Genomic DNA, 20437 nt, shown 5'->3' with positions numbered 1-20437 from the left:
TCCCCTGCACGCCGCGCCGTGAGATAGGGCAGATGCGACCGCTGCATCTTCCCCGCAGGAGGATGGAAACCATACGCATATTCCCTCCATCTTGGGGAGGAAAGCAAGAAAAACACCACAGTGGGCAGGCGAACTATCCCGCAGACCAGGGGAGTGTGCACTACACTCTTTCGCACAATCTGCACACACCACGATGTGCCCACTGCACCGTACCCACCCGTCCGAACGTGACTGTCACCATCGAGCGCGACAGTCCCCCAGCGGTGGATTACCGAATCGAAAACCCAAGTGCTGTGGTACCCACCTGGAGGAAAGGAACCGTGCAGGGTGACTGCTGCCCCCCACACCGCGACCACCGGCAACCATCTTTGGCTGCCGATTGCGCTGGCAATGTTTACCGCCGCATGGGGCGGCAACGAATTCACCCCACTGCTAGTGCTCTACCGGCAAAGCGGCGACTTTAGCGACTTTTTCGTCGACCTTATGCTGGTCAGCTACGCCTGCGGGGTGGCCTGCGGGCTGCTCGGGGCAGGACCTACCTCCGACCGCTACGGCCGGCGGGCAGTGATGATGCCCGCGCCCCTAGTCGCGATGGCCGGGTCGCTCGCAATCTTCCTCGGGGAACACTCGGCACTGCTGATGACAGTCGGCAGAATGCTCTCCGGTTTAGCAGTCGGCATGGCCATGACCGCCGGCGGATCATGGATCAAAGAACTGTCCACCCCAACCTTTGAACCAGGGGTTGCCCCCAGTGCCGGGGCGAAACGGGCAGCCATGGCGTTGACCGCCGGATTCGCCATGGGGCCGCTGGCCGCCGGACTCCTCGCCCAATGGGGGCCATATCCGGGGAAAACCCCATTCGTGCTGCACTGGATACTGTCTGTGCTGTGGATCGTACAGATGCGCCACATCCCCGAAACCGCCCGCCTGCACGGCAACGGCTCCATTCTTGCCGACCTGGCCACCCGCACCGTGTTCCACCGCACCTTCGCATTTATCGTCGCCCCACTAGCACCATGGGTATTCGGGGCAGCGTTTACCGCCAACGCCATCCTGCCCGCCCGCATGCAAGAACATGTCGAATTCCCCATCGCCTACACTGCGATCGCAACCGCACTCACCCTCGGCACCGGATTCGCCATTCAACAAATCGGCCCCCAAGTCATCGGCGACGGGCTCCGCCGCGGACCGCTCATCGCACTCACCCTAGTAACCATCGGCATGGCCTTATCGGCCTACGCATCAGTCACCCCAATGATCGGACTGCATGCCCTCACCAGCATCGTCCTAGGTCTCTCCTACGGCGTGTGCCTGTTTACGGGTTTAAGTTTCGTCCAGCGTATCGCCCCGGCGGACGAACTCGCAGCACTCACCGGCATTTTCTACTGTCTCACCTACACCGGCATGCTGTTTCCGGCAGTATTAACAAAACTCGGCATCTATTTCCCCTACCCAGTCATGCTTGGCGTGGGCTGTGTCGTCGCCGTAGCCTCAATGGTGGCCATCCTCATCGTCACCAAACAACCCAACAACAAATAACCCACAACGCAAGCCCCAAGCGGCAGCCACACCGAATTTGGTACGCAGTGTTTCCCAGGTTCGGCATGTCGCTCTAGTGCAGGGATGATAGGCGCGCCGGGAACCAATACCCCACTGTGCACAGTCAGACGGTTCCGGTGACGTTGTGAGGGTCGCTCAGTGCGCGAGCCACGGTATGGATAGCGGATTCGCAGACAACACTGTCGCTGACTGCTGGTTCGGTTTTCTGCTGAACTGTGCCGCCGCAATAAAGCCCCCGGCCAGTAAACCAATTCTTCACCCTTTTTAAGTAAATATACATCTTCGGTGATGCCCGGTACGATCTGTGCAGTATCGTATGACCTTCGCGAAGAGGCAGTGTCGCGTGCGGCGACGCAGGACTTGCCGTCTGTGAAGGGATGTTGCACAGCTACCAGCGGGCAAAAAGGGCGGTGATTGTTCGGCAATGGCCGCAAGCTGCACGTTCCCTTGGTGGGCACCGGATACCTGTGCGACTGGTGAAGTAACAAACTGTGAAGATGAATAAGGAGTCTCGATGGTCGAGCACTATCCAGTGTTGACGATTCTGCCGCCAATTCTGGCGATTACCTTGGCGATCTTAACCCGCAAGGTGCTGCTCAGCCTCGGGCTGGGCATTGTGGTGGCGGGTTTTCTGCTGGCAAACTTTGCCCCGGTCGCATCGCTGAGCAATATTTGGGTGGCGTTCGCCGGCAATTTTTACCAAGACGGTGCGATCAACACCGGCTCGCTGTACATCATCATCTTCCTGCTGCTCCTCGGTGCGATCACAGCCCTGATTCTGATGAGTGGCGGTTCTGCTGCGTTCTCCCAGTGGGCGGCACAGAAAATCACTGGCCGGCGCGGCGCCCAAACCCTGGCAGTGCTGCTGGGGATTGCCATCTTTATCGATGACTATTTCAATGCACTTGCCGTCGGTCAGATCGCGAAACCTGTCACCGACAAATATCGGGTAGCTCGTGCGAAACTCGCCTATATTATCGACTCGACTTCGGCGCCGATTGCGGTACTTGCACCATTCTCGTCATGGGGTGCATCCATTATTGGCCTCCTTGCCCCAGTGGTTGTGGCGTCCGCCTACACCGGCAGCCCGATGCAAGCATTCCTCGGGGCGGCGGCAACAAACTATTATGCGATCGGGGCGGTCGTCTTGGTGCTGCTGGTGGTGTTCTTCCATCTTGATCTAGGGGCGATGCGTCGCGAGGAACACCGGGCTGTTGCCAAAGGGGAGACGTTCTCAGCGGACGATGATATTCCCGGGGAGTTGAGCGAAGATCTGCCCGTGCATAATCCGGGTCAGATTCGGGCGTTGATCATTCCGTTTATTGTGCTCGTTGTGGGCGTGATCGGCTCGATGATTATCACCGGCGGGATTACCGGCGACTCCTGGTCGCTGCTCGACGTGTTCGCCAATACGCTTGTCAACGAATCGCTCATTATCGGTGGTACGGCCGGATTTATCGCCGCTGTGGTGTGCTATTTGGCGGCGACGAAAGCCAACCCGGAATTTACCAGCCAAGTGATGGTGAAAGGCTCACTAGACGGCGCCAAGTCGATGGTGCCGGCCATCGCTATTTTGTTGCTTGCCTGGACATTGGGCACACTCATCGGGGAGCTTGGCACTGGCGAATATTTAGCAGGCCTGGTCACTGGTGCGAATGTGAGCGTGAACTGGCTGATTCCGTTGATGTTCCTCATCGCCGGGTTTATGGCGTTTTCCACTGGCACCTCGTGGGGTTCTTTCGGGCTGCTGATCCCAATCGCCGGTGAGGTAATGGTGGCATTGCAGGCTCCTGACCATCTCGTTCCGGCTATCGGTGCCGTATTGGCTGGTGCTGTGCTTGGTGATCACTGTTCACCGATCTCTGACACCACAATTTTGTTGTCGACCGGTGCCGGCTGTTCTCACATTGTGCACGTTGCCACCCAGCTGCCATACGCATTGATCGGCGGCGGCGCAGCACTCATCGGCTACATTGTGTTGGCACTCAGTGGAAGCTCTGTGGCTGGGCTGGTAGCCACGATCGCCGGATTAGTGGCGTTTGCGTTTGTTGCTTCCCGGATGACCACTTCCCTGGAAAAGGTCTATGAGGAAGAGGTTGCTCGGGGCACGGTCGTGACCGGCGATGTGAGCGCCGTCTAAGAGTTTTGGGTAACTGATTGAAGCGCAACACCGGCTGTGGGGTGCTGCTGTGGCAAGGACTTGCTGCAGTGGTCATAGCTCCCACAGCCGGTGTTGTGATTTGATAAACAAGCCCGCTCGGCGCATCCGATTGCCTGGTTGATCTAGCCCGTAAACCACGGCACAGCTTCGGTGGTTTAAGTGTGTTCTTTCGGCGGTGGGGAGGTACCAAGTTCCCCAGCGGCTGCCATTCGGGGGTGCCGGATATCGGTTGCCCCTCACCAGCTTTTCACTGGGTGGGTTGCTTGGTGTTGATCCGGGTGCGAGGGGTTTGGTGTTGGCCGCTGAACTGGTATGTAACAGTTGTCGCGGTTGCCTAATTAAGGGAATAATGCGGGTATCTATCACAAAAGGGGGTATTGTTTTCGCAGGTCAGAGGGGGTGCGAAGTGGTGCAATTTGCACCGACACATACTTTGCAACCATTTTCCGTGCAGCGCTGGTTCGTTCTGTGACTCAAAACAGGTCCACTGCGGTCGCGGCATCCGGCTGGTGGGGGATTGTTGACCGTGTTCTGCCGGGCAGGTTTTATATACCCCCGGATTGACTGCTATTGGGCGCGGGGCGGGCTGATTTCAGGGCGTATTCAGCGGGTGGCTGTGAAGTTGGCATAACAAGATAATAAGGGTGATTATCTCAAATTTGGGTGGTGTTTCCGCAGTTCAGAGGGGGTGTAAAGTGGTGCAAATTGCACGGACACATACTTTTGCTGCCGATTTGATGCGTTTGGCGGCGATCCGGCGCTGATGTTTTAGGAGGAGGTGGCGGTGACACAAGCTCATCGGCTAGTGGTCATTCCGGCTGCACCAAGATTGCGGAGATTGGCGCGCCCGGCTTGCTCGGATATGGCGTTTTTTTGGGTATGGAAGTCGGACCCAGTGGAGGGGTCAAAGGTGAAAGTTGGGGGCTTAGTCGGCATGTCTTAGATTCCCGAAAAGGTGGGTAGGATGGGATAATGCGGGTGGTTATCTCAAATGGGGGTGGTGTTTTCGCAGGTCAGCGGCGGTGCAAAGTGGTGCAAATTGCACGGACACATACTGTTGCTGGCGTTTTGGTGTGATGGGCGGTGTTTACTTTTAGGCTGGGGGCCAACTGGGGCTGCCCATCTTGATTGGTTGGTGGCTTCTGGTTGGGCGCTGCTGCGTTGGTTGTTTCGTGTCAACGGGTTGGTTCGTGTTGGGGTGTGGGTGTCGTATTGGCGAGGGGTCGCGCCCGGTTGATGGCGTTGCCGGGTGGGGAAGTGGTGATTTTGATGCGTGCTTTGTTGGGGCCCTAGCTGGCATGTCGGTGGTTTCCGTAAAGGTGGGCAGGACGGAATAATGCGGGTAGGTATCTCAAATTGGGTTGGTGTTTTCGCAGTTCAGAGGGGGTGCAAAGTGGTGCAAATTGCACTGACACATACTGTTGCTGGCGTTTTGGTGTGATGGGCGGTGCTTACTTCCAGGCTGGCGGGGGTTGACTAGGGCTGCCCACCCTAGTTGGTTGGTGGCCCTTGGTTGCGCGCTGCTGCGTTGGTTGTTTGGTGTCAACGGGTTGGTTCGTATTGGGGTTTGGATGTCGTATTGGCGATGGGGGTCGCGCCCGGTTGATGGCGTTGCCGGGTGGGGAAGAGGTGATGATGATGCGTGCATTGTTGGGGGCTTAGCCGGCATGTCTTAGGTTCCCGTAAAGGTGGGCGGGACGGGATAATGCGGGTGGGTATCTCAAATGGGGGTGGTGTTTTCGCAGGTCAGAGGGGGTGCAAAGTGGTGCAATTTGCACTGACACATACTGTTGCTGGCGTTTTGGGTTGCGTGGATCAGTTTCCCTCGTCGGCTGGTGGCTACCGGGTGTGCACAGTTCCAGCTTTGCGGTGGGTCGCGGCTATCCCACAACAAACACCCCACGGGTTGGACGGGTGGCGTGGGGTGCCATCATCGTCGCCGTGGGGTGTGGGTTACCGGGCAGGACTGTTACCTGCAGTTGTTTATGCCTTGCTGGTTGGTGTTTGCTGCCAACTTTTCGGTGCTACTTGGCTTCGGTAGCAGGTTGATCAGCAGGGGCATCCTCGGTGGTGACTGCCACCGGTGGGGCGACCAGCTCCGGATAGTCGCGGCCATCAGTGTCCCCAACCTCGGTGGGGGTTTTCTTACCCGATTCGATCGCTGCCAGCTGGGCATCAATGACTTCTTTTACTGCTTCTACATCATCAGTGTTTCCAAAAGGCGTGTCTCCGATGAGGAAGGTGGGGGTGCCCTGGATTCCGATCATGATTGCAAAGTTCCGGGCGGCAGTTACTGCATCATCGTATTTGTCACTGGTGGCATCCTCCCGGAACTTCGCCAAATCCGGTACACCGGCGGTCGCTGCGAAGGAAACAAAGTCGTCAATGTCGTTGTTGGGGTGGCCGGAAACATCGGCTGAGGCAGCATAGAGTGCTGCTTTAAACTCGTTGAACTTTCCCTGCTCAGCGGCAGCACGGCCAGCTTTCGCTGCCGCGACTGCGGCGGCACCGTTGACAGGGAAATCATTCCATTCAATCCGCAGCTTGCCGGTGTTGACATAGTCGGCGATGAGCGTCGGCTCAATGGTGTTTGCCCAGTTTGCACAGAACGGGCATTCAAAATCGGAATATTCCACGAGTACGACTGGTGCGTCGACTGCCCCTAATGCGAAGGGATCAGTCGGGTCGCGGCGTGCCAAGAGGCTGATCTGTTCCGCGGTTGCGGGCGGTGCTTGTGGGCCCCACATTTCGGCGTCATAGGTGCCATCAGCCAGTGGTGTTGCCGCATAGCTGGGGGTTAAGGGGATTCTTCCGTCGAGGAAAATCCCTAATGCCACAATCGCTGCGATCACCGCAATGATGATCGCCCCCACAGGGCGTTTGCTTTCCTCACTGGTGGTTGTTGCAGCTTCAACTTCGGTCGTCATCGCTTCGTACGGCTCCTTGGTAAATCAGCAGTAGCATTCCCTGGCCCGGTAGCAGCACGCCACCGGCCGCCGGTGGACAGCAGTAACACTGGTCGGCATCACACCGGGGAACGATCCCCACCCTACCGGCCGGCGATGGCGAGGCCACCATCAACCCCCATCGGTCGGCTGTTGTTGGTGGATACAATCCCTGCCGCAGGCGGCGCACATCATCACAGAATGCTGTGCGCGCAGCTGTGGTGCTTGTGGGGCCACGGCAGGCACAAATGTTCCATGGCCGCCAGCCGGGTCGGGTTTAGCGCATCGAATACGGCTCATCCGGGGTAATAGCGTTTTGCAGCGCCACTGCCCGGGCAAGCTGCGCGTAGCGTAAATCCTGTTCCCGGAACCGGATCCACGAAGACAATGTGGTAAACATAAACGCCACAGTCACCCCATACAGCAGCAAATCAGTGCCCCGCTGCACACCAACCAGGCGCGCCACCACCGTCAAATCATCGGGGCGGATCACTGCCCACAACGCCACCACGACAAAGACAACAAATCCCAGCTTCACCCCGGCTTTCGCCCGGGCTTTGCGGCGATTCGACAGAAAATACAGCACCAGCATTGTGGTCGCTGCCAGCAGCAACAATTGAATCGCAAGCTGTCCCATAAACTCCCACCCCACTGGTGTGAACGAAAAATCCTGTGAACTTTCAACAACAACCGAACCGGGAAACCGCGCCCAGGTCTACCACCGCCGGGGCAGCAGCAGGTGACGCACCGGGGTTGTTATAGCCGGCGGGCAACAATGCCGTCGGCCAAAATATTGACACCGTTGATCAGCGACTGGCCTTTACTCTTGGAATATTCAGTGTAAAGAATCGTCACCGGATGCTCCCCGACACGCCAACCATGGGCATCAATCAGGCTGATGATCTCACTGGCATGCGACATGCCATTCATCCGAATATTGATCGCATCAGCCACAGTCCGGTTCAACACCCGCAGCCCGTTGTGGGCATCCGTCAACCCCAGCCGGCGAGTCTTCGGGGAAAACGCCACCACTGTTTTTAACACCAGCTTCTTTAGCCACGGGACTTCGTCAACCTCCCGGTGGTGATCACCAAAGCGGGTGCCCACAATAATGTCTAACCCCCGCTCGATTAGCGCGGCGCGCATTGCCACCACATCTGCACATTGATGCTGCCCGTCGGCGTCGAAGGTGCAAAAATACTGCGCCCCAGGCTGGCGTCTGGCATATTCAATCCCGGTTTGGATTGCTGCACCTTGCCCCAGATTCACCGGATGCTGTACCAGATGCGCCCCGGCACGGTGCGCAATCTGCCCGGAGCCGTCGGCGCTACCGTCGTCGACAACAACAATGTTGGGAAATACGCTTCGCGCATGGGCGACAACATCACCGATCACTGTGCCTTCGTTGTAGCAGGGAATGATCAGCCACGTGTCCGGGAAAGTGGAAGGATGCGCAGTCATGATGGAGTCTAAGCATAGTCGGCGCACCGCCGTATCCGGGCAATGCCCCACGGGGTGGCGGCGAAAAACTGGGCAACACCAGTCTTCCAAGCAGAGCCGCTCCATCGGCAACGCTGGCTTCAGCCCGATGTTTCTTATGGGCGAAGAATCAGTGATGCCAGTGTGCGGCCGGCGGGATGAGGATGCCAGCTAGCGGTGAAAAAGCCGACTGTAGATGCGCTGCAGGGGACGTTTCGGCAGCAGCCGGTAGCCTGTCCGGGCAATGAGATTAGCGATTGCCCGCGGCCACGACACCAGCCCTAACTGGGCGAGCGTGCGCTGCATCGACACTTCGCTGCGCAGCACATCGGTGCCGGTGCGCCGGGTAAACACGGCCGGATCCAGCCGAAAATAGGTGAGCGGCTCATACAGATTGTGGAAGCGGTAGCCGGCCGCCATAAGCCGTGCATACAGGTCATAGTCTTCCATCTTTGGCACATTCCGATAGCCGCCGACAGCCCGCACCGCAGCGGTGCGCATCATCACCGAAGGATTATTGATCGGTGAATTTATCCGAATATAGCGGGCAAGGTCAGCGTGTGTCTCCGGGAGGCGACGCACCCCGGCCACATTGTTGACATCCCCGGTGAACTCTTCCATGGCGGTGCCAAGCACATCAATATCGGGATGGGCTGCAAGATAGCGCAACTGTTTTTCCAGCCGCGCCGGATAGGCGATGTCGTCGGCATCAAGGCGGGCAAGCCACATGCTGCTCACCTGTGCTAACCCTGCGTTTGAGGCAATGCCGGCACCCTCGTTTTTTCCCCTCGACAACACTGTTGCGACCGGAACCTGCCGGGTGAAGGTGGCAATGACCTGCTGCAGATCCTGGCCGATCGGACCATCGATGACGATGATGATCTCATCGGCGGGACGGGTTTGTCGCCGCAGCGAATCCAACGCCTGCCCAAGCTGGCTGGCAGTATTGCCGTGATACACCGTCAGCAGCACACTCACCGTCGGTTCTGCGGCGTCGGGGTGGGCTGCCTGTGCGTGTTCCGCATCGTCATGCCGGGGGCTCATGGGGTGTAAGTGTAGCGAAGGATCGTGTCGCTTGGACGCTGCCGCACACTTGCAACAGCCGCAAACACTGAGGTGTGTGCGGTTAGGGGGCGGGTTGCGCTTGTTGTCCTGCCGGGGTGAAACGGCTTTTGGTGTGGCGGGGTGATGGCAGGGCGAGCAGATGCGTTGCAATACCTGCCACAGGGCCTGTGATGAGGGCAAGGACAGTGGTGGCCACCAGATTTATCGGTAGCGCTAAACAGCCAAAAGCCACCGCCGATGCTACCGCCCACCCGGCAACATAGCGCCGATGCTGCCCGGTGGCGAGGGCGAAACAGCCGGTGATCATCACCATGCCAGTTGCGCCAGCCGCAATCGTAAGCATGGCAAGCACCGCACCTGGCACAAACATCTCCGGGGCGAATACGAGGCGAAGAATCCACGGTCCGACCAGCCATGCTGCAGCAGCACCCACTGCGGTGACAGCCCCCAAGATGAGCGCCGGTTTCAGCAGTACCCGGCGTACCTGCTGGCCTTCCACAAACCGCACAATAAGGGCAGGTTGGAATCGTTGCAGCGGCACCAAAATAGGAGCCCTTGTCAGCATCACCGCCAACATGAGCGCGGCTAAAGTGACGGTGTGTTCACCGCCGGCAACACTGGAAGGCAGCACAATAATCGATTCATCAGCGGTGGCTTTCATGAACGCCGGAAACCCGGTGATGAGCAGGGCAGTTGCCCCGGTGGCAGCCATAGCTGTGACCGTTTGCCGCAGAAACATCGGCACGGTGACATCGGCTCGTCGCCGCAGTGCGGCACGTGTCGCCGGGGAACCCGCCACCAACCCCAGCCAGGTAAATGCCCCAATCACGGTGGCAATGAAAAACACATGCACACCCCAGCCCGCCCACCAGGCGGCCACCACCACAACCACCCGGATCAGTGAATCCACTGCAACAAGCCACGCAAACGGCAGCCAAGCCTTGGTGCCGCTCACCGCACCAGCAACCACCGCCTGCACCGCATAGCTGGCAAGGCCAGCAGCAAACAACATGGTCGCACCGGTGACAAAATCACCGGTCATCGCTCCCATCCACAACGGTGCCGTAACCAGCACCACAGCGGCAATCACCAGCCCAATACCTGCCCCAACCAGTATCGGTCGTGCCCCGTGCCGGGCACGCTGGAATCCGGGCTTGGACTCTTTCGCCGACACGGCACGGGTAGTTTCCTGCATCACCCCATCGATACAGCCAGTCAACGCAAAAAACAGCCCCCAATATGCAAGAAACACACTCGCATCCGTTGCCGACAACGTCCAGGTGGCGGCAAACAAAATAAAGAAACCACTCAGCGCAGCCACCACGGTTGCAACCGATAACGCACGCACGCATGCCTCCTTTCCGGCCAGGAACAACCCTATAAAATCAACAAACCCGCAGCGTAACACCGATATCGGCGGCACATCAAAACCTTTTGACCATGACTTGGGGGCAAACGGCCAGCTGAACTGATAACCACAACTGCATGAGCGACGGGTAATAAGCAAACAGCAAACGGGGCCACTCGCCGGAAAACCCAGCGCAGCCGCTGTGCATCACATTATGCTGCGTCAAGATTTCGGCAAATAGCCCCGTCAAAACAGTGCGCTACTTTGCGGCGGTGCGAGAATTCCTGCGTCAAACCAGCCCCGGTTGAGTCACCGTGGGCATCCCGCCGCCGCTAGTGATGGTTACTGCTGCCAGCCAAACGAGCGGGCAATCACCGGCCAGGATAGGCGCAGATCATCCTGCCAGTAGCCCCACGAGTGCGTACCGACAGGGCGCAGGTTCCAATCCGCCCCAATACCAGCCTTGTCGAGTTTCGCCTTCAAATCGTGGGTGCAGCGATTCACGGCCGCTTCAATAATGCCGCCGTTGATCACATGCACCCCAACCTGCAGGGAATCACCGTATTGGGTGTAGGGCGTCGACCACAGATCGTGCGGGCCGGCAGTGCCGGTACCTGCCGAAATATACATTTGCTGGCCGCGGAGTTTTTCCGCATTAAGCAGCGCATCATTGTAGGCGAAGGTTGGACCGCCAACTGGTCCCCACATCATCTCTGGGGTGGATTTGCCGCGGTTGAGGGTCAGCCGGAGATACTCCAGTGGTGCACCGGCACTGGTTTGTGCACAGCCACTAAACGACCCGATCATGTCGTAGAACCCCGGCTGATGCTCAGCGTAAAGCAGGGTAGTGGTCGCCGACATGGACATGCCCAAAATAGCGCGCTGACCATTAGCGCCCAGTGCCCGTTCCAGCGGTTCCGGGAGTTCCTTTGTCATAAACGTTTCCCAGTTCTGCTTCCCGCCAAGGAATGGGGAATCCTGCACCCAGTCGGTGTAGTAGGAGAACTTTCCGGCCATCGGGATGACCACCCACACGTCTTTGTCGGCATAGAAGTCGACAATGTCAGTTTGTTTCACCCAGTTGGCGTTGCCTTCGCCGCCGTCGCCGCCGTTGAGCACATAGACGATTGGGCGGGGCACCGAATTATCCCGAGGGCTAATCACAAACAGCGGCACATCCCGGTTCATCGACGGGGAATATGCCCACACTTCGTGGAGACGTTCCGGGTTTGTGGCGATAATATCGCGCCAGCGGGGCTGCCATCCCCATAATTCTTTTTCACCTTGGGTCACAACTGCACGGGGCGTGTCACCGGCCACCGAGGCGGCCGGTGTGCCGGCGTTGGCAGCAGGTATTCCGGTGAACGAGGCTGCAATCATGGCGGCAGCGCTCAGGGTGCTGGCGAGGCGGGTTGTCAACTTCATCGTCGCTAATCTAACCGTTTCTTTGTTTCAGATAAGGGTGTGCACCGCTCGGCGGAATTGTTTCCGTTCACGATCACAGGGCTGGTGGTGATAATCGGGGTGGGCTGCTTGGAGGCTGTTGCGCATTTCTCAGAGGTGATGAAACGATGCGCCGGCACTACGTCGTATCACGTTGGACGATATTGGCCGGCATATCGTTACACCTGCAACGAAGTGTCATCACCTGTTGCGCTGAGAGATGCGCGGTGCCATTAGGCGGTAGCTGTGGCCGGCTGGGTCGGTGCCGTCGCCGGTTCAGCCGGAACTACCTCATTGGACTCATCGGTTGCAGGAGTTTCAACTGCGGCAGGTGCTGGTGCATCGACTTGTGGGGCAGGGTCATCCGCTGGTGCAGCCGGTTGTGGTGCAGTCGGTTGTGCAGGTTGCGGCAGTGGAGCAACCTCGCCCCCATCGGCAGGTGACAGCGGCAGTGTGTCACGCTGTGCAAGACGTGGATCGCCACCTAAGGTTGCTTGCCAGATCTCTGTGATGGCCTCTTGAGTTACGGCTGGAACGTCGGTGGTGTTCATCGGCACTGGCGCACCCGGATCCATATTGAAGGCACGAGCAAAAGTCGGCCACGAATCCCGCAGGTCTAGCTGCCAATAGCCCCACGAGTGGGTGCCGACCGGCCGCAGATTGTATTCAATGTTGGTTGCCCCGATTGCGTCAGTTTTTGCCTTCAGATCGTGGGCACACTTGTTGGTGGCTGCTTCGATAATGCCGCCGTTGAAAACGTGAATAAACACAGAGCCGGAATCGGCCTCGGTGAACTTCGTGTTCCACAGGTCATATGGGCCGGCCAGCCCGGTTCCGGAGGACACATACACCTGAGTGTCCGACTTGAGGCGGGCAGCGTTGAGGAGTGCGTCGTTATATCGGAAGGTTTCCCCATCGACCGGACCCCACATCTGGGTTGGGTTGCCTTGTCCCCGGTTGACGGTGATCCGCAAGTATTCCAGCGGCAAACCACGGGAGGTTTCTGCACAGCCGGAGAACGAGCCGACTGCGTCATAGAATCCCGGCTGGTGTTCGGCATACAACAGGGTGGTGGTGCCGGTCATCGACATGCCGATAATGCCACGCTTGTCGGATGCGCCCAGTTTGGCTTCCATCGCCCCGGGGAGTTCCTTGGTCATAAAGGTTTCCCAGTTCTGTTTGCCGCCGAGGGCAGGCGATTCGTTTACCCAGTCGGAATAGTAGGAGAACGCGCCGGCCATTGGCATGACGATCCATACGTTTTTATTGCGGTAAAACTCGATGATATCGGTTTGATACAGCCAGTTTGCGCGTCCTTCGCCGCCGTCACCACCGTTGAGCACATAGATGATTGGGCGGGGTACCGAGTTGTCTTTCGGTGCCATAACGAACAGCGGAATCTGGCGGTCCATCGATGGGGAATATGCCCACCGTTCCTGCAGTCGAGGATCGGTTTTCCTCCCTAAATTGTCCCGCACCCAGCCGGGGGTGCTGCTCACTGGGCGGCCGGTGCCGGCGAGGTCGATTGCATCGGTGACTGTTGCCAGCTTCGTGTCCCCGGCGACCACAGCAGCAGGGGTGCCTGCTTGCGCGGCGGGAACTGTGACACAGCCCAATGCCAGCATGGTGGCACCAACGGGGACTGCAATTCGGGAGAAAAGTCTCATGAGTTAACCGCGTTTCTTTTTTGAAAAGTTGTGTTGTGTCTCGTCCGGCAGGGGATGTTGTGGCGCAACATTGTCCCTGTGCTGCGGGCAACCGGGCAACCGGAATGCTTGCCTGCTACAGCAGTATTGTTTCCGTAATATACCGGGTTTCGTGGCTGCGGCGAATGCTGCACTGCTGATGCCAGACGATTGCTGTTACCTAGCGGGATTGTCGCTGTGCCGGCCGGTAGTGTTACGGAAGAATGCAACCTTCAGTGGGGGTGCAGGATACTCACCAACCCGCCCCACTGTGGCTGTTGTGAAAATTGTGACTATTGTTATCTACGGTACCTGGTAGGTATCAGGACGCAACGAGGCGCGCCGCACAATGGTGTAGAAACACACCCGCAGCCGGCATACTGCTGCCCTTCGGGAACGCAACATTGCTCGCCGGCAATGTAACGTTTCAACCCGTTGTTGAGCTGTATCCAATACGCGCCTTGCGCGGCACGCATTCCAGTTTTTTATATTCCGTCAAGAGAAAGCTTCACCATGCAGGCATTAGAACCCATCATCATCCAAATCAACACGGTCCTCGGCACCCTCATTAACGCAGGTTCCTCTATGGTGAGCACGTTCTCTGTGGGGCTGAATCTGTTCTAAATCCTGCAGTCGCCGAGACTGCCTATGTTGCCCAGCCTGCAGGCCAGCCATCTGTGCTGCCTGCAGGCTTTCTGTGTGTCGGCGACCATCTGATCGCCGGTTTTGCCGGGAAGTTTGCGCCCCCACAACCGATACATTGGCCTGCATTGCAGCTTGGCTGGTTTATTGTCGGATGCGGACAGGATCCTTTGATGATCTTGACGTTGCGCACTGATATACCCCCATGCTGGGCGGGGATACAGGATTTTGCTGGCCGCAAGGTGTGCCACTTGCTGACCCCACCGAGCACCCCCACAACAGGGGGATGGTTATCGGTGGCACAGTGAAACAACCCTGCACAATAGGCCACGTAACGTGTCATGAGCTGCGACAATGGCGGATTGTTTGGGTGGTCTTGGAAGGGATGAGTGCCCCGCTAGCGACATGTGCGCGCTAAAGGCCGTATCCTTGTTGCTTGTGACTGATCATTATGACGTAGTAGTACTCGGCGCAGGCCCTGGTGGCTATGTGGCCGCAATTCGTGCCTCCCAGCTTGGGAAAAAAGTAGCTGTTGTTGAAAAGCAGTACTGGGGTGGGGTGTGCCTCAACGTGGGCTGTATCCCGTCCAAGGCGCTGCTGAAGAACGCAGAACTTGCCCACACGTTCAATCATGAGGCGAAACTCTTCGGCATTGAAGGTGACGTGACCTTCAACTTCGCCACCGCCCACCAGCGTTCCCGCAAGGTATCTTCCGGGATCGTTAAGGGCGTGCACTATCTCATGAAGAAGAACAAGATCACCGAGATCGACGGTCTTGGCTCCTTCGTGGACGACCACACCATTGAGGTCGTTGAAGGTGGCGACAAGGGCAAGAAGATCACCTTCGACAACTGCATTATTGCCACCGGTTCGGTAGTGCGTTCCCTGCCTGGTGTGGAACTTGGCGGAAATGTGGTGTCCTATGAAGAGCAGATCCTCAGCGAAGAGCTGCCCAAGTCCATGGTGATCGTTGGCGCCGGTGCTATCGGCATGGAGTTTGCCTATGTGCTGTCCAACTACGGGGTGGATGTCACCATCGTCGAGTTCATGGATCGAGTGCTGCCAAACGAGGATGCCGACGTCTCTAAGGAGATCGCCAAGCAATACAAGAAGCTTGGTGTGAAACTGCTGACCGGTCACAAGACCACGGCGGTTCGCGACAATGGCGACTCGGTGGAAGTTGATGTCGAGTCCAAGGATGGCAAGAACAAGGAAACGATCACCTGTGACCGGGTGATGGTTTCGATCGGCTTCGCACCACGGGTGGAGGGCTACGGCCTGGAAAACACCGGTGTGAAGCTGACCGAGCGTGGCGCGATCGACATCGACGAGCGGATGCGCACCAACGTCGACCATATTTACGCTATCGGGGACGTGACCGCGAAGCTGCAACTGGCGCACGTTGCGGAAGCGCAGGGTGTGGTTGCTGCGGAAACGATCGCTGGTGCAGAAACCATGGAACTCGGCGACTATATGATGATGCCGCGGGCTACCTTCTGCAACCCGCAGGTGGCCTCCTTCGGCTACACCGAAGAGAAGGCCCGCGAGATCGCCAAGGAGCAGGGTCGCGAGATCAAGGTGGCGACCTTCCCATATTCGGCTAACGGCAAAGCACAAGGTCTGGGGGAGCCGGCCGGCTTCGTCAAGGTCGTGGCCGATGCTGAATTCGGGGAACTGCTCGGGGCACACATGGTCGGCTCCAATGTGTCCGAGCTGCTGCCGGAACTCACCCTCGCCCAGCGATTTGATCTCACCGCAGAAGAGATCGGCCGCAATGTGCACACCCACCCGACGCTGTCTGAAGCAATGAAGGAAGCGTGTGAAGGCATCGCTGGCCACATGATCAACCTGTAACTTGCAGCCCTAGTAGCCCTGCGTCAACCGGTGGAAACCCGGGGGAGTGTGCAGGGCTATCGGGCCAAGTTCGAGGGTTGCCGCAGGGCACTAACACCGCCGCCTTACCTCCGTGTCGACGAGAGGCAAGGCGGCGGTGTTGTGTTGTGTCACTCCACGCAAAGGCAGTGGCTTTGCATGAGGGGGGCTGCCGCAGGATTGCTGCCTGTCAAGGGATTGGGCTCAACCGTTGCAATCGTTAGTCGCGGGCGGGTAACTGTCCTTGTCACTTGCCGCCAACGTGGGCGGTATCACGTCACTGCTTAAAACTTTTGTATGACTACACCTGGGGTAAGTCAAAGGTGCAATTTGTGAGCACAGTGCAGGAAGTTACGAAAAGGAACCTATCGAAGCGTCTTTTCTTAACCCCGGCTGAGCGGGGAATATGGGCGGCCGGAAAAGGAAATAGCAGTTTAGGCTTACCTTTGTTCCCCGGAACGGGGGTGAAAATCCAGATGTGTCGTGCGTCACCTGACACTTTTTTGAGTGGTTCACACCCCCTGCAGGACTGTTAAGGTTATAGCGACACTGGAGGTGCCATGACTGTAAAAGATATCGATCGTGACTCAATCCGTCACGGCAAAATTACTGAGAAGCCGCTCCGCGAAAAGCCGGGATTCCCGACCTGGGCCATGAAACTCACCATGGCCATCACGGGCATCATCTTCGGCGGCTTCGTACTGGTCCATATGATCGGTAACCTGAAGATCTTCATGCCGGAGATCACTGATGGTGGCGAATTCAAATATCACATTGACGAATACGGCCACTTCCTGCGCACTATGGGTGCGCCGATCCTGCCAGAAGAAACTGTGCTGTGGATCTTCCGTATTACCTTGCTCGTCGCCATTGTGCTGCACATTTGGTGCGCCTTCGCACTGCACGGCCGGGCTCGCGTATCCCGCGGCAAGTTTGCTCGCAAGAACCTGATGGGTGGCCTGAACTCCTTTACCGCCCGGACGATGATCGTCACCGGCGTTGTGCTGCTGCTGTTCATCATCTTCCACATCCTGGATCTCACCATGGGCGTGCAGCCAGCTGCCCCAGCAGGCTTCGAAGAAGGCGCAATTCACGCCAACATGATCGCCAGCTTCAGCCGCCCAGGTGTGGCTATCTGGTACATCCTGGCAATGGTGGTGCTGTTCCTGCACCTGTCCCACGGCCTGTTCACCGCTGTCAGTGACCTGGGTATCACCGGTCACCGTTGGCGTGCGGTGCTTCTGTTCATCTCCTACCTGGTGCCAGCGGCAGTCATGGTGGGCAACATCTCGATCCCGTTGGCTATCGCCACCGGCTTGATCAGCTAAAGATAAGGGATAGAGAGGAATACTATGAGCAACCACGCATCTGCTGTTGACTTCACTCCGCAGGGTTTCGTCGCCCCGCGCAGTGTCCTCCCTGAGGTTCAAATCGGCTCTGTGCTCAATGACCATGCGCCAAAGCATGTGCCGATGAAAGAAGCTTGGGATTGGCAGAAGGCTCACTATGAGCTGGTCAGCCCGCTGAACCGTCGCAAGTTCCGCATTATTGTTATCGGCACCGGTCTGTCCGGTGCAGGTGCTGCGGCAGCACTGGGTGAACTTGGCTACGACGTGAAAGCCTTCACCTATCACGACGCGCCACGTCGTGCACACTCGATCGCAGCCCAGGGTGGCGTGAACTCTGCCCGCGGCAAGAAGGTCGACAACGACGGCGCCTACCGCCACACCAAAGACACTGTTAAGGGTGGCGACTATCGTTGCCGCGAAACTGACTGCTGGCGTCTGGCCTACGAGTCGGTTCGCGTTATCGACCACATGAACGCTATCGGTGCCCCATTCGCCCGCGAATACGGCGGTACCCTGGCAACCCGTTCCTTCGGTGGTGTGCAGGTCTCCCGCACCTACTACACCCGTGGCCAAACAGGCCAGCAGCTGCAGCTGTCGGCTGCTGCCGCCCTGCAGCGCCAAATCCACGAAGGAACCGTGGAAATCTTCACCCACAACGAGATGGTTGATCTCATCGTGGTGGAAGAAAACGGTGAAAAGGTGTGTAAGGGTGCGATTATGCGCAACCTCATCACCGGCGAACTCACCGCCCACACCGGCCACGCCGTCATCCTGTGTACCGGTGGCTACGGCAACGTTTACTACATGTCGACGCTGGCGAAGAACTCGAACGCTTCGGCGATTATGCGTGCCTACGAGCACGGTGCATACTTCGCCTCCCCGTCGTTCATCCAGTTCCACCCAACCGGTCTCCCGGTGAACTCCGAATGGCAGTCGAAGACCATCCTCATGTCCGAGTCGCTGCGTAACGACGGCCGTGTCTGGTCGCCGAAGACGCCAAAGGATGATCGGGATCCGAACACCATTCCAGAAGAAGATCGCGACTACTTCCTCGAGCGCCGCTACCCGGCATTCGGTAACCTCGTGCCGCGTGACGTGGCCTCGCGTGCGATCTCTCAGCAGATCAACGCTGGCCTTGGTGTCGGTCCTATGCACAACTCGGCATATCTTGACTTCCGGGACGCTATCCAGCGTCTTGGCAAGGACACCATCAAAGAGCGTTACTCGAACCTCTTCCAAATGTATGAAGAGACCATCGGCGAGAACCCTTACGAGACCCCGATGCGTATTGCTCCGACCTGCCACTTCACCATGGGTGGCCTGTGGAGCGACTTCAACATGATGACCTCCATCAAGGGTCTGTTTGCCGGTGGTGAGTCGGGCTGGACCTATCACGGCGCCAACCGTCTCGGTGCTAACTCGCTGCTTTCGGCCTCGGTTGACGGCTGGTTCACCCTGCCGTTCTCGGTTCCGAACTATCTGGCCGGCCAGCTCGGCTCCGAGCGGCTGCCGGAAGATTCACCGGCTGCACAGGCATCCATCCAGCGGGCACAGGCTCGCCTGGATCGCCTGATGAGCATCAACGGCACCCACGGTCCGGAATACTTCCACCGCAAGCTCGGCGATATCCTCTACTTCTCTTGTGGCGTTGCCCGCAACGTGGAAGATCTCGCTAAGGGTATCCAAGATATTCGCGCACTGCGTGAAGAGTTCTGGGCAAACCTCTACATCCCGGGCGATAAGAACACCATGAACCAGGTGCTCGAATACGCCAACCGGGTTGCGGACTACATCGACTTGGGCGAGCTGATGTGCGTCGACGCACTCGACCGCGACGAGTCCTGTGGTGCTCACTTCCGCGACGATCACCTGTCCGACGACGGCGAGGCCGAGCGTGACGACGACAACTGGTGCTTCGTTTCTGCTTGGGAACCAGGCGCAAACGGCACCTTCATCCGCCACGCTGAACCCCTCGTCTTCGACTCGATCCCACTTATGACAAGGAACTACAAGTAATGAAACTCCATCTTGAGATCTGGCGTCAGGCAGGACCGAACGACGAAGGACACTTCGTAAGCCACGACGTTGACGACGCTGTTGCCCAGATGTCCATTCTGGAGCTGCTCGACCACGTCAATGAGGGGTTGATCGAAGCTGGGAAAGAGCCGTTCGCGTTTGCCTCTGACTGCCGCGAAGGTATCTGCGGTACCTGTGGCCTGTATGTCAATGGCCGCCCCCACGGCCCGGAGAAGAACAAGCCTGCCTGCCAGCAGCGTCTGTACAACTTCTCCGACGGTGACACCATCAAGCTGGAGCCGTTCCGCTCCAACGCCTATCCGGTCATCAAGGACATGGTCGTTGACCGTTCCGCCCTTGACCGGGTGATGCAGCAGGGTGGTTACGTCTCCGTCAACGCCGGTACCGCCCCGGATGCCGACACCCTGCACATGAACCACGAGACCGCTGAGCTCGCCCTCGACCACGCCGCATGTATCGGCTGTGGTGCCTGTGTGGCAGCCTGCCCGAATGGTGCAGCACACCTGTTCACCGGTGCGAAACTGGTACATCTGTCGCTCATGCCGCTGGGTAAGGAAGAGCGCGGCAAGCGTGCCCGCAAGATGATCGACGAGTTGGAAACCAACTTCGGTCCTTGCTCGCTCTACGGTGAATGTGCCGATGTGTGCCCAGCTGCTATTCCGCTCACTGCGGTTGCAGCCATCAACAAGGAACGTGCCCGTGCAGCGTTCCGCGGTAAGGACAACTAAACCGCATCACCGGTGGTTTTCCCACCGTCGGAAATATGGCGTGGATCCGCACGGTGCACGCCGACACATTCCCGACGGTGGATAAACCCCACTCACCCACCACCCGCCGTTCGGCAGGACAGC

13 protein-coding genes and 1 pseudogene are annotated in these 20437 nt (G+C 58.1%); 7 read left to right on the top strand and 7 right to left on the bottom strand.

The window, feature by feature from the left end:
* Positions 1-327 precede the first annotated feature (327 nt).
* Complete coding sequence (locus CCHOA_RS09625; RefSeq protein ID WP_245992131.1) at positions 328-1539, top strand: MFS transporter; 1212 nt, start codon at positions 328-330, stop codon at positions 1537-1539.
* Positions 1540-2074: 535 nt separating this feature from the next.
* Positions 2075-3700 (top strand): Na+/H+ antiporter NhaC family protein, encoded by a 1626-nt coding sequence (locus CCHOA_RS09620; RefSeq protein ID WP_123930001.1) that lies wholly within the window; start codon positions 2075-2077, stop codon positions 3698-3700.
* A gap of 2045 nt (positions 3701-5745) precedes the next feature.
* Here the strand turns inward: CCHOA_RS09620 and CCHOA_RS09615 are convergent.
* From CCHOA_RS09615 to CCHOA_RS09605, 3 genes are all read right to left on the bottom strand, one after another.
* Positions 5746-6648: a DsbA family protein gene (locus tag CCHOA_RS09615; RefSeq protein ID WP_123929999.1), complete on the bottom strand. Its 903-nt coding sequence runs from the start codon at positions 6646-6648 to the stop codon at positions 5746-5748.
* Between the two features lie 295 nt (positions 6649-6943).
* On the bottom strand, positions 6944-7303 hold the full coding sequence (locus CCHOA_RS09610; protein WP_123929996.1) for a DUF2304 domain-containing protein: 360 nt from the start codon (positions 7301-7303) through the stop codon (positions 6944-6946).
* A gap of 119 nt (positions 7304-7422) precedes the next feature.
* Positions 7423-8127, bottom strand: coding sequence for a glycosyltransferase family 2 protein (locus CCHOA_RS09605; RefSeq protein WP_123929993.1), 705 nt, complete (start codon positions 8125-8127; stop codon positions 7423-7425).
* Between CCHOA_RS09605 and CCHOA_RS09600 the strand changes: the two genes are divergently transcribed.
* Entirely contained in the window at positions 8126-8320 is a 195-nt protein-coding gene (locus CCHOA_RS09600; RefSeq protein ID WP_123929991.1) for a hypothetical protein, read from the top strand. The genes CCHOA_RS09605 and CCHOA_RS09600 overlap by 2 nt on opposite strands.
* On the opposite strand, the gene CCHOA_RS09595 is transcribed toward CCHOA_RS09600, so the two are convergent.
* From CCHOA_RS09595 to CCHOA_RS09580, 4 genes and pseudogenes are all read right to left on the bottom strand, one after another.
* Positions 8317-9189, bottom strand: coding sequence for a glycosyltransferase (locus CCHOA_RS09595; RefSeq protein ID WP_123929988.1), 873 nt, complete (start codon positions 9187-9189; stop codon positions 8317-8319). The genes CCHOA_RS09600 and CCHOA_RS09595 overlap by 4 nt on opposite strands.
* 82 nt (positions 9190-9271) lie before the next feature.
* Complete coding sequence (locus CCHOA_RS09590; RefSeq protein WP_206425791.1) at positions 9272-10558, bottom strand: hypothetical protein; 1287 nt, start codon at positions 10556-10558, stop codon at positions 9272-9274.
* A gap of 342 nt (positions 10559-10900) precedes the next feature.
* On the bottom strand, positions 10901-11983 hold the full coding sequence (locus CCHOA_RS09585) for an alpha/beta hydrolase (RefSeq protein ID WP_123929984.1): 1083 nt from the start codon (positions 11981-11983) through the stop codon (positions 10901-10903).
* Positions 11984-12576: 593 nt separating this feature from the next.
* Positions 12577-13668 (bottom strand): annotated as a pseudogene (locus tag CCHOA_RS09580) (alpha/beta hydrolase); the annotation flags it as partial.
* Positions 13669-14766: 1098 nt separating this feature from the next.
* Here CCHOA_RS09580 and lpdA point away from each other — a divergent pair.
* The 4 genes from lpdA (at position 14767) to CCHOA_RS09560 (ending at position 20314) form a co-directional block, all read left to right on the top strand.
* A complete protein-coding gene (gene lpdA / locus CCHOA_RS09575) occupies positions 14767-16182 on the top strand; it encodes a dihydrolipoyl dehydrogenase (RefSeq protein WP_123929979.1) in 1416 nt (471 codons plus the stop codon).
* A gap of 578 nt (positions 16183-16760) precedes the next feature.
* Complete coding sequence (locus CCHOA_RS09570) at positions 16761-17528, top strand: succinate dehydrogenase cytochrome b subunit (RefSeq protein WP_123929976.1); 768 nt, start codon at positions 16761-16763, stop codon at positions 17526-17528.
* A 24-nt stretch (positions 17529-17552) separates the two neighbouring features.
* Entirely contained in the window at positions 17553-19565 is a 2013-nt protein-coding gene (locus CCHOA_RS09565) for a fumarate reductase/succinate dehydrogenase flavoprotein subunit (protein WP_123929973.1), read from the top strand.
* Positions 19565-20314 carry a succinate dehydrogenase/fumarate reductase iron-sulfur subunit gene (locus CCHOA_RS09560; protein ID WP_123929969.1) on the top strand — a complete coding sequence of 250 codons (750 nt, stop codon included), beginning with the start codon at positions 19565-19567 and terminating at the stop codon, positions 20312-20314. The genes CCHOA_RS09565 and CCHOA_RS09560 overlap by 1 nt, the downstream gene beginning before the upstream one ends.
* Positions 20315-20437 lie beyond the last annotated feature (123 nt).

Source organism: Corynebacterium choanae, assembly GCF_003813965.1.
Taxonomy (GTDB): Bacteria; Actinomycetota; Actinomycetes; order Mycobacteriales; family Mycobacteriaceae; genus Corynebacterium; species Corynebacterium choanae.
Note: the sequence above shows the minus strand (reverse complement) of the source record. Positions and strands in the feature narration are given on the sequence as shown.

What these genes read in the sequence shown, in the direction of transcription:
- CCHOA_RS09620 (WP_123930001.1), top strand. Translation starts at nt 2,075, where the DNA reads ATGGTCGAGCACTATCCAGTGTTGACGATTCTGCCGCCAATTCTGGCG.
- CCHOA_RS09615 (WP_123929999.1), bottom strand. Translation starts at nt 6,648, where the DNA reads ATGACGACCGAAGTTGAAGCTGCAACAACCACCAGTGAGGAAAGCAAA.
- CCHOA_RS09610 (WP_123929996.1), bottom strand. Translation starts at nt 7,303, where the DNA reads ATGGGACAGCTTGCGATTCAATTGTTGCTGCTGGCAGCGACCACAATG.
- CCHOA_RS09600 (WP_123929991.1), top strand. Translation starts at nt 8,126, where the DNA reads ATGATGGAGTCTAAGCATAGTCGGCGCACCGCCGTATCCGGGCAATGC.
- CCHOA_RS09605 (WP_123929993.1), bottom strand. Translation starts at nt 8,127, where the DNA reads ATGACTGCGCATCCTTCCACTTTCCCGGACACGTGGCTGATCATTCCC.
- CCHOA_RS09595 (WP_123929988.1), bottom strand. Translation starts at nt 9,189, where the DNA reads ATGAGCCCCCGGCATGACGATGCGGAACACGCACAGGCAGCCCACCCC.
- CCHOA_RS09585 (WP_123929984.1), bottom strand. Translation starts at nt 11,983, where the DNA reads ATGAAGTTGACAACCCGCCTCGCCAGCACCCTGAGCGCTGCCGCCATG.
- CCHOA_RS09570 (WP_123929976.1), top strand. Translation starts at nt 16,761, where the DNA reads ATGACTGTAAAAGATATCGATCGTGACTCAATCCGTCACGGCAAAATT.
- CCHOA_RS09565 (WP_123929973.1), top strand. Translation starts at nt 17,553, where the DNA reads ATGAGCAACCACGCATCTGCTGTTGACTTCACTCCGCAGGGTTTCGTC.
- CCHOA_RS09560 (WP_123929969.1), top strand. Translation starts at nt 19,565, where the DNA reads ATGAAACTCCATCTTGAGATCTGGCGTCAGGCAGGACCGAACGACGAA.